The sequence below is a fragment of the Pseudomonas sp. MF6767 genome (assembly GCF_016405475.1).
Taxonomy (GTDB): Bacteria; Pseudomonadota; Gammaproteobacteria; order Pseudomonadales; family Pseudomonadaceae; genus Aquipseudomonas; species Aquipseudomonas paracarnis.
Genome location: NZ_JAEKCY010000019.1, coordinates 92,157 through 106,264, shown reverse-complemented (window position 1 = coordinate 106,264; position 14,108 = coordinate 92,157). Strand labels below are relative to the sequence as shown.

At 58.2% G+C, this 14,108-nt stretch carries 14 protein-coding genes; 1 reads left to right on the top strand and 13 read right to left on the bottom strand.

Going from position 1 to position 14,108, the window contains the following annotated elements:
- Positions 1-612 precede the first annotated feature (612 nt).
- On the top strand, positions 613-1,092 hold the full coding sequence (locus tag JFT58_RS24425; protein ID WP_231998167.1) for a hypothetical protein: 480 nt from the start codon (positions 613-615) through the stop codon (positions 1,090-1,092).
- Between the two features lie 367 nt (positions 1,093-1,459).
- Here JFT58_RS24425 and JFT58_RS24420 read toward each other — a convergent pair whose 3' ends face one another.
- From JFT58_RS24420 to JFT58_RS24360, 13 genes are all read right to left on the bottom strand, one after another.
- Positions 1,460-2,440: an integrase domain-containing protein gene (locus JFT58_RS24420; protein WP_198834684.1), complete on the bottom strand. Its 981-nt coding sequence runs from the start codon at positions 2,438-2,440 to the stop codon at positions 1,460-1,462.
- Between the two features lie 138 nt (positions 2,441-2,578).
- Positions 2,579-3,307 (bottom strand): TIGR03747 family integrating conjugative element membrane protein, encoded by a 729-nt coding sequence (locus JFT58_RS24415; protein ID WP_198834685.1) that lies wholly within the window; start codon positions 3,305-3,307, stop codon positions 2,579-2,581.
- 40 nt (positions 3,308-3,347) lie between these two features.
- On the bottom strand, positions 3,348-5,507 hold the full coding sequence (gene traD, locus JFT58_RS24410) for a type IV conjugative transfer system coupling protein TraD (protein ID WP_198834683.1): 2,160 nt from the start codon (positions 5,505-5,507) through the stop codon (positions 3,348-3,350).
- Positions 5,508-5,516: 9 nt separating this feature from the next.
- A complete protein-coding gene (locus JFT58_RS24405) occupies positions 5,517-6,032 on the bottom strand; it encodes an integrating conjugative element protein (RefSeq protein ID WP_010565129.1) in 516 nt (171 codons plus the stop codon).
- A complete protein-coding gene (locus JFT58_RS24400) occupies positions 6,029-6,577 on the bottom strand; it encodes a lytic transglycosylase (RefSeq protein ID WP_198834682.1) in 549 nt (182 codons plus the stop codon). Before JFT58_RS24400 ends, JFT58_RS24405 begins: the two co-directional genes overlap by 4 nt.
- The gene (locus JFT58_RS24395) at positions 6,559-7,278 is read right to left on the bottom strand and encodes a TIGR03759 family integrating conjugative element protein (RefSeq protein WP_103406479.1); all 720 of its coding nucleotides are present in this window, start codon (positions 7,276-7,278) and stop codon (positions 6,559-6,561) included. The genes JFT58_RS24400 and JFT58_RS24395 overlap by 19 nt, the downstream gene beginning before the upstream one ends.
- Before the next feature lie 9 nt (positions 7,279-7,287).
- Positions 7,288-7,959 (bottom strand): chemotaxis protein, encoded by a 672-nt coding sequence (locus tag JFT58_RS24390; protein ID WP_103406478.1) that lies wholly within the window; start codon positions 7,957-7,959, stop codon positions 7,288-7,290.
- The gene (gene pilL2, locus JFT58_RS24385) at positions 7,956-8,498 is read right to left on the bottom strand and encodes a PFGI-1 class ICE element type IV pilus protein PilL2 (RefSeq protein WP_103406477.1); all 543 of its coding nucleotides are present in this window, start codon (positions 8,496-8,498) and stop codon (positions 7,956-7,958) included. The genes JFT58_RS24390 and pilL2 overlap by 4 nt, the downstream gene beginning before the upstream one ends.
- A gap of 106 nt (positions 8,499-8,604) precedes the next feature.
- Entirely contained in the window at positions 8,605-9,351 is a 747-nt protein-coding gene (locus JFT58_RS24380) for a DUF5983 family protein (RefSeq protein ID WP_103406476.1), read from the bottom strand.
- Between the two features lie 53 nt (positions 9,352-9,404).
- Positions 9,405-9,899, bottom strand: coding sequence for a RadC family protein (gene radC, locus JFT58_RS24375; RefSeq protein ID WP_103406475.1), 495 nt, complete (start codon positions 9,897-9,899; stop codon positions 9,405-9,407).
- Between the two features lie 99 nt (positions 9,900-9,998).
- Entirely contained in the window at positions 9,999-10,256 is a 258-nt protein-coding gene (locus JFT58_RS24370) for a hypothetical protein (protein ID WP_103406474.1), read from the bottom strand.
- Between the two features lie 71 nt (positions 10,257-10,327).
- Positions 10,328-10,909, bottom strand: a complete 582-nt coding sequence (locus JFT58_RS24365; protein ID WP_198834681.1) for an STY4534 family ICE replication protein — start codon at positions 10,907-10,909, stop codon at positions 10,328-10,330.
- A gap of 1,088 nt (positions 10,910-11,997) precedes the next feature.
- A complete protein-coding gene (locus tag JFT58_RS24360; RefSeq protein ID WP_010565137.1) occupies positions 11,998-13,965 on the bottom strand; it encodes a DNA topoisomerase III in 1,968 nt (655 codons plus the stop codon).
- Positions 13,966-14,108 lie beyond the last annotated feature (143 nt).

Genomic DNA, 14,108 nt, shown 5'->3' with positions numbered 1-14,108 from the left:
ACATCGAGATGTTTTACAACCCAAAACGACGCCACAGTTTCAACAATCAGCTGTCACCGGTAGAGTTTGAAAAGCGTTACGCAGCGAGCCTGGAGAGTGTCTAGGAAACCCGGGGCGATTCAGAATGGCATGAGTGCAGAGAGTGCGGCACTCACGCATCTACGCTCGTATTTGAAGAAAATAGCTAAGCCTGCATGACGTAGGCCTCTTATTAGGTGAGCCACAATCGGACATACGGAAGTGAAAGAAAAGGAGGAAAAAGCATGGCAAATTTTTACCCGCCAGGGTATTGCCCTGACAAATGCAGTGGCGGTCAGTCTGATCGCCAGGTGATTGTAGCGGAAAGGCTTCAAAGTGAATTTCCAGAGGCGGTTCGCGGTGAAATCACGGCTCACGGAGGGGCTAAGCGTTGCAACTACTGTGGTTTGGTTTACCTGCACCCGATTCGCGCAATTGATGGGCGCCTCGGCTTTTGGGATTCCGGGGTTCGAGGGACAGTTTGGAATAAGTAAGTAGCGTCTCTCACCGCACCCCAAGCCCCGGTCTACTGGGGTTTAGGCAGTAGTTGGGGGGCGATTTGCGCTTCCCTGAAGATCGTTACTGAGGAAGTGCATGAGCACCGAAATGGGTTCTATTGATCGGGTGAAGCTGGATGTCGTTGTGAAAGCATGTCGGCGGGGGCTTGAGACCCTTTCGGATACAGCTGGATCGGCATTTAAGCAGTTTCCGACCGGAGCATGCGGAATCGCCTCAGACATCGTTGGCCGCATCTTGTGGGAAGCTCTGGGGTACGAGGGGGTTTATGTGTGTGCTACGGGACATCCACTCCTTAGCCAAAATGCCTCTCATGCCTGGTTCGAAGTCGACGGTTTGATTATCGATATCACGCACGACCAGTTTCATGGTACTGAACTCAACGGCTGGGTCTTCGCGCCAGAGGACGGGTGGTACACCCTGTTCGAAGAACAAGAACGTCGTGATGGGTACAGCCCGCCATGCGAATGGCTAATTTATCCAAGTGACGGATATGACGTCGCGTGTAATGAGGTGGTTGCACAAGGGATCACTGTCGCAGATCTACAAAGCTACTGAACTGTTCCGGGAAATGTTCGCAGGCTGATCACCAGCTAGAGGAAACCACGGCTATGACCATGCGCACATATGAATACTTTGCTTGCCCCAACGGCCACCAGGGCGAAGAGAAAACCACCGAGAACGATCAGCCATATTCGAAGTGCTGGGAGAGTATTTCGATCAAGGGCCTCAGAAACGGGCCAGATGGCAGCTATTTATGCGAAGTGTGCGGGTTGCTGATGTCTCGCGTCCCGAAGCCATCCGCATAGGAAACGACCATGCCATTCCCAAAGATCCACCAGCACAATTCACACGTCACGGCCGATCCGATCATGTCGGACTATGTTCGCGAGCAGTAGCAACGGCTTCATATCGAATGGCTTACTCATGTTCGACCACCAATGTAAGTCGATAACAGGTCGATAAGGCCGAGTCCCAACTCGTAGCTGATTTGCACTCGGGCATCCTGATCTAGGCGTCGGTCGAGTTGGTAGCAACGGCCACCGTTGATGGGCGCAAGATGATGAGTGCTCTGTTCATAGCGTTCGCACGCATAGGCGGCCCGAAGCTCGTGGAAGCCTTTGAGGTTGTGCGAATGGAGCATCTCTCGTGCGGGGCGGACGATTTGCCGTTGTAAATCGACATAGCTTTCGTTCGGTGCAAGCAGATTGCGGCTACCGTTGGGTGAAACCTGTTCGGCAAATTTCAGCGCGTCACGAATAGGATCATTTACCGTAATCCAACGAAGCGCCGACGCACGTGAGCGGCCACCTTGGATGCCATCTCGGATGTTGATTTTGCCGTAGTGTTCGGTCTCATGTTTTAGGCGCGGTAGGTCGGCCAAAATGGCCTCGCGCAAGCGCATGCCGGTGGCTCGCGCCAACTGAACGATGGCCGCCGCGCGTGGCATTTGGTGTTCGCAGAGCACGTCGACGATCCGCTTCACCTGCTCATGGTCTTGGCCTTGCGGCGTCGAGCGACGAACACTGGTACGCCGCATTCCCAAGGCCTTACTCGGGCTCGGCACCGCCACAGACTGATCGCCGCGAAGCGCCGCCATAGTCCGGTTCACGCTGGACAACCGGTTTTGCGCGGTGGCGATGCCGATAGCGCCTTGTTCGACTTGTTGGCGCAGATGCCCTGCGTAGTCCAGCAAGGTCTGCGAATCTATATGTCGCGCATCATTAAATCCAGGCCCATCCTCCGAACGACACCAGCGGACAAACGCCTGCCAGCGATCACTGTGCGCCTTGACCGTGGCGTAATGCCCGCCGCCAAAAAAATCGCGCAATGCTTGCGGTCCGGCATAACTCAGTTGTCGGCCATAGCCAAAATTGCGTCCATCTCGTCTACCAACCAATGCCATGATCACTCTCCTCTCGAAGCCAAACACCTGTGAGGGTTGTCCACTAACGCGGGACTGGCGGCTCCTTACGACCGGGAGCTTGAGCCTCTCATGAGCTGGCCCCATGAACACTTCCGCAGATAAACATTCGTGTCGCACTCAGAGATATTTTTTGAACGTCGCCGCTGTGATGGCCATGGCCACCCCGAGCATCACGGCGCAAGGCAGAAATACGGCCATGGGGTTGAGCGAGAAGGGCAGCGACAAGTAAAGGATCCAGGGCACGATCAGCAGTGGCATGACCGCTCGTTTAGCCCGGTGATAGACAAAGCTGCTTTCGCGCCCTGCTCCATATTTTCGCAGGTCGCGGCGCATCAGGCCGTCGATAAAGCCGGTGAACATGGCCAGCAGAAACAGGGGAATCGCCAAGGCCAGAATGGTCAGGCGCACCACGAACGTGAAGCTGACGTACACCGCTGCCAGCACAAAGTCCTCGATGTTCACGTAGAGCTGATTGATCCCGCTCCAAAAGTCTTTGCCCTGGCTCGAGACTCGCGCCTGCTGGGCAAAATCCGTAAAACCGGTCTTTACCAGTAACCACTGCTTGAGGAAATCCAGCCACTGGACAATCGTCTGTCCAGGCTGTTGGATAATGAGTGAGGATGTGAAGTGCTCACTGAGCCAGCCCAGTTCGCTGCTCATCATCGCCTGACTGTGTCGCCAGCCTTGATCGCCCCAGAACAGCAGCAGACCGGCCCACTCGATTAGAATCGAGAACAGCAACGAGGCGATCAACAAACCGATAATGCGCAGGACCAGGCTAATCGCCGAGACGATCAGCCCTGGGCGCTGGATGGGTTGCGGTGGAGGGCGCTGAGCTGAAGTCATCCTCCTTGACTCCACGAGATGCACTGTAGGGCCGACGGCGTCATGGGGCCTCCTGAGCAGGAACACTTGCATCCACCGCTGAAGACTCGCGTGGAGGCGTAACCCGATCTGGATCGAAGTCCAGCGTCGGACCGCCGCCACTTGCATTCCACCAGTGCCCCGCCTGTTCGTTGTAGCTGACGCGCATCCGCTGAGTGAGCTCTTGCAGATCCTTGGGCATGGCATCGTCCGGCGATGGTTTGGGCAGTGGCATGCGGACTTTCCAGAGCTGCCCGCCCACCTGGAAGGAGAACATTTGCCCCTTGGGTAAGCTGACGATGTGCGCCGATTCGATCAGTGGCACGCTGGTGCTGCTGACCCGGTCTTGGGAGGAGGAGGTGAAATCCGTATTGGCCTCCGGATCGGAGGTGTCGGTGGCCCCCGAGACCAGAGTCTTGGTCAGCACGTTGATCTTGGGCAACTGTTGGGTGAGCAGCTCAGCGGTGGCGGTTTCGCGCACCCGCAGCATCTGCAGAGTGTTGAAGTTGCCGATGACCTGGCCGGCTTTGGCTCGGCTGCCGATACGCGCTTCGATATCGCTGAGGGTTTGGGTATACGCCGTCACTTGGATACCCGCACCGCCGCCCTTGTTGATCAGCGGAATGAATTCATCGCCCATCAACTCGTTGAACTCATCGGCGTGCAGGTTGATCGGTAGCTTGTCGGCGCTGCTGCCTGCGGTAGGCAAGCCATGGTTGATGCCATGCTTGTAGATGTGCCCGGCGACCGAGACCAGGTCGGCGAACATGGAGTTGCCCACAGCGGCGGCCACTTCCGCGTCAGTCAGCGCATCGAGGCCGACGTAGACGATGCCGCGTTTCCGGATGATCTGCATCCAGTCAAAGATCGGTCGTGGGTCATCCAGGTCGGTGTAGTTGGGGGCCAGTAACTGGGCGGTCTTGCCGGTGGTGAGTTTCTCCAGCAGCGGCAGTAGCGACGCCACGATTTTGTCGAAGTAAGTGCGGTCGTAACGAACTGCCGAACGTAATCCATCCAACACCGGATCAAATACCCGTTTCACCGCCAGGTACTGCTCGATGGCCACCACCCGCTTTTCGCGCCCGATCATATGCCGGGGAATGTTCTTCTCGGTGAGCTTGCCTTCGAGCTGGACGATCACTTCCCACGCCTTCGGGTCGGTCTTGGCGAAAAACCGCTGGGCGTATTCGATGAACAGGGCGTCGATGTTGACCACATGTCGCTGGATCTGCAGGTAGTCCGGACGTCGGCCCAGCTCGATCAGTGCGCGGGCGATGATGTTGACGAAGCGCCAGGCGAACTCACGGAAGGCCGCCGAGTTACCTTCGCCACTGAGCTGCCCGGCGATGCGCGAGGCCACTTCCGAGATACGGCCGAAACGTCCTACAGCGTTATAGCGGGCGGAGGTCGCCGGCCAGCCCAGATGGAAAACATAGAACTCTTTCTCCCGACCGGCGCGTTTGGCTTCGACGTACATGCGTTTGAGCAAGTCGGCATCGCCCTTCGGATCAAAGACGATGACCACCTCGTGTTCGATGCGATGAATGTCCTGGGTGATGTACACCTCGGCGAGCCGCGTCTTGCCGACACGGGTAGTACCCAGCACCAGGGTGTGACCAACGCGTTCGCCCAGCGGCAAACTGACTTCCGTTTCGTCGGGCTCGACCCCATGCAACAGTGGCGAGCCACCGACTGGAGGTAAAGGGCGTAACGGATTGAGGGCGTTATCCCAGGCCGTGACACGAGCCAGCGTCGAGAGCGGAAACGGTGCATGTTCCAGGCGACGTTCGAGTCCACGGGCCAGACGGTAGCGGGTCGGTTGCTCGACATAGTGGGCGACCGCCGGATCCTGGGCCTCGACCAAGCGCTGGGTGTGCAGGCGGGTCCAGCGAAAGCCGCGACCCATGAACAGACGTTTGCGGCTGACCGGAATCTCTTGGCTGGTCAGTTCGTAGCGGGGCAGCCGGCGGATATTGCGCCGATAGCACAGCACCTCCCAGGCTTGTCGCAGGCGGATCAGGCCGAACAGGCTATAGGCCAGCGCTGTAACCAGACCGATCTCGGGTGATAGGGCCACAGCCCAGGGCGAGTACACGCACAACACCGCAGCGGCGATGCAGATCGCTACGGTGTACAGCTCCACCGCTGGCCGGAGCTTGGACTCCATCGCATGCTCGGCCATGACCTGGACTCACTGTTCCAGTGAGGTGGCAGTGATCAAGACGGGATAGTGCTCAATCTGCAGGCGGGTGGCGATGTCGTTGCCGTTGACCGGCAGGATGGTAATGCCCGGAGCGGCTGCTCGAATCCGGGCCAGGGCTTCATTATCGGCCACTTCGACGGCGAGGCCAGCCGCGCCCATTTCCTGCAGTTCAGTCGCGCGTTGACGCAACCAAGCCAGCGACTGGGGATCGTCACCGACCAGGACAAATGGCCGCAAACCAGGCATGCTCAGGGCGCGAGACATGATCTGGCCGGGGCTCAAGTGAAAGCTGCGGACGGGCAGTATCCAGGCTTCATCGGCAAACGTGGACAGGTCCGCATGCATGACCCGATCAGGCTGGATCTTGTTGTTTATTGGCGGCCTGGAAACTTGAAAATGGGGCCGGGTGACGTCGCTCGGCTGATCCTCGGCAACGCTCAGTTCCGGCTGGGCGAAAGGTGCCAAGAGCAGGATGAGATAGCAGGTAAGGGATATTCGCTTCATGGTGGTGTGCCTTGTTCGAAGGAAACCAGCAACCGTTCGAGTTGCCGGGAAAAACCTGCGCGGTAACGCGCGGCGGGCGCTCCTCCTGCCGGGCGGTGATAGCGTCCGGCAGCTGACACCCAATCACCGGTGGCGGCGTGATGCTCCTGCAACAGCGCGGCGGTTACGGCGAGATTTCGGTAGGGATCGAGGGCTTCGCAGGGACTGGAAAAACGTTGCCCGTGGTAACCCAGGTTGGTTTGTCCAAGACCGACATCGACCCGCTTGGCGTCATGCAGGGCGAGCGCCTGAAGCAAGGCGTGACAGGCGGCCTGGCGAGTGGCGAAGTGGTAGGGTGTTCCGGCGATGTTCAGGGTCCAAGGCCAGGGCAGCAGTCGACCACGGACGCGGATACCACTCTCTTGCAGGGCAATGGCGAACAGCACCGTAGAAGGGATATTGGCGTCATGCGCCGCCAGTTGGTAGGCCGGAGGCGGAAGTTCGTCAGCTTGGGCGGTGAGCACCGTCAGCACCAGCGCAAGACCACTCAGTCGAGGCGTTGCCATTGTCCATTCACCTGTTGAAATGTGGCAGGTAATGACCCCAAGGCACCCAGGCTGAACCAGCGACCACGGTCATGGTTCAGGGTGATCTGCCGGCGTTGGACTTTTGCCCGATCAATGCCTGCTTGCCGAGCCCAGCGACGGACGCGTTCATCCTCGCCTTGGCTGCCCACCAGGTAGATATCGAACGCCGTGTCACTGCTTTGCAGACGCTGCGCTTCGGCGGTGCAGGCCGGGCAGTGGTCCTCGACAAACAAGGCTTGGTGGGGCGCGGCCGCTGAGCTGGTAGGGGCCGGGGATGCCATGCCCTGGATCGGCAGCAGCCCGGGGAACAGCTTGGCCCAGGCCGCGGTGTAAGCGTTTTGGTAGGCCAACTCGCGTTCGGCGCGTTTGGCTTCCAGCGCTACTTGTAGTTCGGCATAGCGCTGGCGCTCTTGGTCGGTCTGGGCTTCGACTCCGAGTGTGGTCAACGGATCGAGGGCCGGGCTCCAGAAACCGCGCGGGCCGGCTTGGATCTGTTCGAAGCGCGTCCACTCCTGCTCCGTCAGCCCCCAGCTCGCAGCCTGTTCAGAGTCAGAGCGCCGCAGGGGAGCGGACTGCGTGTCCTGGATCCCTGATTGTGTTGTGACGGGGTTACCCATCGCAGCACTCGTGATCAGTAGCGAGACCAGACAGATGACGGGGAGGAGTGGCGCTCTGTTCATGATCGCTGCTCAAGGGAGGTGCACGGTCTGGTCTGGCTGAGCGGCCACCGCGAAGATGGCAGCGTTCGGTTCCAGTACTTTCAGCTGCCAGGCCCCGAGCTGCTCGCCCCTGTGCAGCAGCCGGACATCCTTGAGCGAGCGACTGTCATGAGGTGCGACCGCCAGAAAACGCTCACCACCACGGGACTCGACACTCAGCACTGAGAACGGTGGCGAAAGCGGGATGGGCTTGGGGCGAGCCGTCTGTTTCGGCTTGGTCGTGGAAGACGTCGGTGGTGGGGGGGATGGCTGAGTCTTTAGATTCAGGAGCTGCTGCTCGACGTGCTCAACGCGTCCACGTAGCGCGGTCATGTCTGCCGCGGAGGCGCGGGCTGCCAGACCATCGCGCAGTTCCTGTATTTCTTGCGCCCATTGATCCAGCATCGGATCGAGGGTATTGGCCTGCTGCTCCCCGGTATCGACCATCTGTTTCAGGTCTTTCAGTGCGTACTGCAGTTTTTCCTGTGTGTCCTTGAGGGCGCTTGCGTCACGTTGCAGGGTGTCCAACGTTTTTAGTTGCTGAGTGGTCGTGCTCTGTAGCTCAGTCACGCGTTGATACTGGTTGTACAAACCACCGCTCAGGCCGGCGACCACTAGGCAAAGCAATCCAATGATGACGGTTTGAAACGTCGAGGCTTTCATGGGCGCGCCTCCGATTGATGGGGCAAGACGGGTGTGATCGGCGTGACGCTGGCATTAGTTTTCTGCTGTTCGAAGCAAACCGAACGGCTGACCTTATCGGTCGTGAGTTGCCAAGCGGGGCCAGCCAACACTTGTAGCGCGCGGCGCAACGGGATTGGACCGAGCTGGTAATGGGCCGCTGGCAGGGGCCGGGTAAACAGCACCTCCACCGACGGGGAAACTGGACAGAGCGAATAACCCGAGCGCAGCAGCACGTAGTGCAACGCCTCCTGAACCGAAGGGCTCAAGCTGGACGGGATGCTCACGTCGATGATTTGCGTGAGCAGATCGCGTTGCTCCGGGGTGGGTTCGGTGCTGACCAGCGTATAGCGGCCATAACGAAGCTCTGCCGGATGGCTTCCTACAGTTGTGGCCGACGAGAGCTGGGCCCGATTGGAGCCACTGTCGATCGCTGGAGTGGTCGGCAATGGGCTGGGGATTGGTGCGGTGCAGGCGCTCAACAAACCCAGCAAGCAGACAGGCGTGAAAAAACGCTCCATGGAAAAAGCCTCATGTCAGATTCAGTGCAGAACCTGACATGAGGTGAAGGAGCGATTCAGTGAGAAAGTTGATTCAAGGCGGTTCGTGTTAACGCTGAACACGTTGCTATTCGTCAAAAATGGCGAGCCCATCCAAAACGGCAGCGTCGGGGTCGAAAATCAACAATCGCACATCCGCCAATGCCGCCAGATACAGTACGTCGACCAAAGCTTCAGGTGTGCTGGCGTCTAGTTGCTCTTGCCTCAGCGATGAGTAAGGGCGGTCCTCGATCTTCAGCAGGTTATCGTCAGTCCAAGGCGTGCCGATCAGTTTGCAACCGATGCCACAGCAATCCGGCAAGTTGAACAGCTCGAACAAGAGGCCGGTTTGCCACGGGGCGGAGTGACTGACCCACGCGTCCAGGCACAGCATCGCTTCGTTGGGAAGGTGTGCGGTACTGATCTCCCAGGCTCGACTGTAGTGTCCCGTTTCGAACCTCAAGCGATGGACCATGACTTGAGCTTCTTCCAGGGAGTACAAATCGCCGACGTGATGCCGCTCGTTGAAGATTTCGCCCATCACGGCGTAGATCACTTGGCGTACCAACCCGTTAGACGGGCAGCGTTCCTCCAAGTCCTTCGGAATGGATTGGCCATCGCTGATCAAGGCGAAGTCGTCATTGAACAGGCAGGGGAACAGTTGCAACTCTTCGTCCGGCAGATGTGCCTGTGTGTCGTGTACGGGGCGAAAGCAGGGAGGGCAGTCGTTTTCATAGGTGATCAGTAGCAGCCGTGCGATATTCAGGTTGTTGTAGCCGCGAGCAAATGGGTTTGAGGCCGTCAGCAAGATTGAGGCTCGGTGTGCGGGACTCATGAGGAGTTCTCCAGAGTGAAAATGAACAAGGCGCCCGAAGACGCCTGTGAGGATTACAGCCAGCCATGTTCGGCCAGGGAGAGCGGACGGCCTTCACCGACGATGAAGTGGTCCAAAACGCGCACCTCGATCACGGCCAAGGCCTCCTTCAACCGTGCGGTCAAGAGGCGATCCGCCTGGCTGGGTTCCGTACAACCTGAAGGATGGTTGTGGACCAAAATGACAGCGCTCGCGTTATGAGCCATGGATCTCTTAATGACCTGTCGAGGGTAAACGCTGGCGCCGTCAATGCTGCCGTGAAAGAGAACTTCGAACGCCAGCACCCGGTGCTGGGCATCGAGAAACATCACACCGAAAACTTCATGTTCCTGTTGCACAAGGTGCAGTTTTAGGTACGAGGCCACGGCGTCAGGAGAGGTCAGGGTAGGGCCGCGGGTGAACAGCCGACGATCCAGAATATGCAACGCTTCGTTGATCATCTGGTTTTCTTGGACGATACGATCAGCCTCGACATTCGAGGTTTCAATCAGTGTGAGTTGGGTGCTCATGGTGGTACCTCCGAAGGGAACAATCAGGGGTACACGCCCGAGGGGAGTGGTGTCCCCAGGTGGATATAGAGTGGCGGGTGTTAGCCGATGGCGCGCTGTTTACAGCCGAGTGAATCGATGGCGCTGGCCGTGCAGGGTTGAACCACAGCCGTCGCAGGGCAACGGGGAAAAAGCTTTGATTCCCCAGCCGGCTTCGGGATCGAAGTCGGCACTGATGGGCATTAATCGAACCAGGCCCCGATGGATATCGGCAATGCGTTTCTCGGTTTCCTCTGTCGTGTAGTAGAGCGATAACGCGCTGTAGTCCTCGTAAGCCGCAGCGGACAGGCAGTCGTCGCAAAGCCAGAAGGATTCCATGTCGGTTCTCCTGTGCGGATTGAAGAAAAGGCGCTCGAGGGAGCGCCTTGATGTGGAACATCGTGGACTGTTCAGGCGGACTGAACGGTACGGGTAGCGTCACGGCGGGCCGTGCGGGGAGTGGGTGGAGATTCAGGTTCGACCTGAGCCTCTGTTGGTTCGTCGGTCCCCTCCGCTTCGGCATCAGCCGATGATGGGGATGGCTCACTGGTGGGCGCTTGCTCAGCAGGTGCTGTTGCTTCCTGCCTGGCGGGCGCTTTGTATTCGAACGTGCCGTTGACCTTGATCCAGTCGATGAACAGCAAACGACCTTTCAGACTGGCACCGGGTTGACCTTGTTTATCGCCTTTCTCGTAGAGAAACGGATCGATCCACAGGTCGCCGATACGGAACGACAGCAAGACCTTTTTCTCGGCTTTGACGGCGCCCATATAGAGACGAATCAAGCGTTCAGCTTCACCCCCAGCGACTTTGCAGTCGAAACGGGTGTACTCCACCGCATCGGTGGCACCGTGCAGGGCTGCGATATCGCAAGCCATGAATGGCTGGCCGCGGCGGACTTGTACTTCACGAACACGGTTGAGATAACCGATACCGACGGTGTGCAGATTGAAGTAAGTGGTCGCTTCTTGGGAGTGGTTGGCGTGGGCCATGGTGTTTCTCCTGTTTCAAGGGAAAACGGCGACGCACAGCCCCTGACGGGGAAGCGAGCCCCCGTCAGGGTGGGTAAGGTGAAGGCGAGCGATGAACGACTCGGCACCGGCAAGCCGATGACGATCAGAACGATGCGTCTGGGGAAATAGCGGTGCAGCAGAGGAGCATCTGCGGTGGTGATCCGCAAGCATAGGGTAGTGGGCATTCATTACCGCTGAAGCGGTAACCGCGCGAGCTTCCGAACGCTGATCGCACTTGGGTAAACCACCACGAACGTGGCGTAGCCTTGAAGGTTCTGGCTACCTGGGCTGGGCTGTCAACGACAGCGAACCACGCCCTTTGTATAAGCCTGTCATAGGGGAGCGTCAAGACGCTGCCACCCGATTTTTTATGGCCGGAATATAGTGGTAGTCACTGGACTGAAGAAAGTGAAGAGTGCGCCTGGCGGGGTGCCAGGCGAAGAAGAGAAAAGCCACCTTTGACGGTCGTACGCAGTCGACAAGCTCCTCGCAAAACTGTATTCACTGCGTCACGCTTCGCCAACCGACCCTTGTCGTGGCCCGGGTCGGAACATGCTGGCACGCATCCGCGCACAAAGGGTGCCCAGTGTTTCCCCGGTGGGCTCCGGAACTGAATACGATCGCTGAAGCGGATGACCGCTATTGCCTGGTAGAGGCAACAGTGGTCATCCGCCACAGTGATCAGGTCGAGCACAAATCAGGAATGAAATTCCGCAGAAAGAGAAGGCTCCGAACTCAAGGAGTTCGACCGACCTGCCCGGAGCGATTCGGTCTTGGGTCGCCGTTGGCGATGATCCTGAGACACTACAGCAGAGAGGGTGGGATCACGTCAAGCCAGTGGGCGATCCCGCATAAGCCACTACATTGAGCACGATGAAAGAGGTTACTTACTGCCGAGATGAGCGGCCAATTGTTCGACGGTTGCCAGGATAAAGGCGCGGTCACTTTCTTTGCCTTGGCCCGTGAAATCGGACAACACTTTATCGACTTAGAGAGGGATCAGCCGCCGTTGATGATGCACTGATCAGCACATCACCCCAATACTCATGCCGATCTACAGTGAAGCGTCATGAGCGACGCGTATCTTTTCTGATCGGCACTGTTCCCTTACAGTCGGGGTAGTGGGAGCATGACCAGAACGGTCCTGATTTGCCCTTTCGTTTGAGCATTGAGGCGTTGCAAATGGGGCAGGTCGGGCCGGCTTCGACCGGTACCGCCAAGGTGAGTGCGCCACAGTGTTCGACCAATTGTGCAATCCAGTTCGCCTGCTTGGCAACGAACGCATCTAGGGTCAGGCGTCCCGCTTCGATTTCGTCCAACGCCTGTTCCCAGATTGCGGTCATACCCGGATCTGCGACTGCTGCTGGTACCGCCTCGATCAGGGTATGGGCCGCGGCGGTGGCCATCAAGGCGCGTTTTTTCTTCAGCAAATAACCGCGATCAATTAACCCTTTGATAATGCCGGCTCGTGTGGCTTCGGTTCCGATACCGGTGGTGTCCCGAAGTTTCTGTTTCAGGCGTGGGTCGTTGACAAGCTTGGCGACGTTTTTCATCGCCTTGATCAGATCACCCTCGGTGAGAGGTTTAGGAGCGGCCGTTTGCATGGATTTGAGTTCGGCATTGTCCACTGCGCACTGCGCTCCCTTTTGCAAGATGGGTAAGACTTGGGATTTGTGACTGGGCTCATCCTCCTCGGTGTTTTCGGAGAGTAAGCTTTTCCAGCCCTGGACCAAGATCAGTTTGCCCACAGCGGTCAATCGTTCTTCGCCACGCGCCAGTTCGACCTGGGTCCGATCAAACTCATGATGCGGAAGAAACTGCACTAGGTAGTGGCTACGGATCAGTTCGTAGACATGGCGTTCTTGTTCGGACATCCGCACCAGGTTTGCCGGTTCGATGGTGGGGATGATGCCGTGGTGCGCAGTGACCTTGGCATTGTTCCATGCGCGGGAGCGCAATGATTGATCGAGGTCCTCGAATGCAGGTCTGAGTGCAGGATCCGTTTTGAGCAGGGCGTCTAGTACCGCGGGAGCCTCGTTGAACATATTCTCTGGCAAATAGCGGCAATCGCTGCGCGGGTAGGTGGTGGCTTTGTGGGTTTCATACAGGGCTTGGGCGATGTTCAGGGTTTCCTGGACGCCGAGCCCCAGCTTACGCGAGCAGACTTCCTGCAACGTGCTTAGGTCGAAGGGCAGGGGCGGCGGTTCTCGGAAGTGCTCAGTATGTAACGAGATTACCGTGGCGGACTTCTCGTCGGTGATTGTTTGGACCGCGTGATGGGCAAGCACTTGTTGTAGGCAACGCCCCGACTCGTCCCGTCCTGAGCATGGCGGTAACCACGCCGCGATGAATCGCTGGCCCATCGACGATAGGTGTACCTCAATGTTCCAGTAAGGTACCGGGACGAAGCCGGCAATCGCACGATCCCGATCGACCACCAGACGTAAGGTGGGTGTCTGGACGCGCCCCACTGACAAAACGCCGTCGTAGCCTGCCCGCCGACCAAGAAGGGTAAACAAACGACTGAGGTTCATGCCGATCAGCCAGTCGGCACGGCTGCGGGCGAGGGCCGAGTGATAGAGCGGGAAGGTCTCCTGACCAGACTTCAGCGAGGAGAGGGCTTTGCGAATCGACGCCTCGTTGAGGGCGGACAACCAGAGGCGCTGAACGGAGCCTGGATACTTGCAGAGCTCCAGCAACTCGCGGGCAATCATCTCACCTTCTCGGTCGGCGTCGGTTGCGATGACAACGGTGGTGGCTTCGCTGAGCAGGCGTTTGATGATTTTGAACTGCGCGGCAGTCTTGGGTTTGACCTCGACCTGCCACTGCACGGGAATGATAGGTAGATGATCCAACGACCAGTTTTTGTACTGAATGCCGTAGGTTTCAGGCGGGGCCGTCTCCAGTAGGTGGCCGATACACCAGGTGACAGTTGTCTCGGGGCCGATTAGGCAACCATCACCACGCCGAGTGGCTCCGAGAACCTTGGCGATGTCACGACCCTGGGAAGGTTTTTCGCAGAGGAAGAGGCGCATATAACTACTCCGGATTGAGTTCGGAGCAGCGTTGTTCGAAGTAGCAGGTGCGAGATATGAGAAACCCGAATGGCAGGTTCCTCATATTAGTCGGTGAGGGCGGCTTTGAATGGGCTGAAGCTGCTACCTTATTGGAGCGTTTG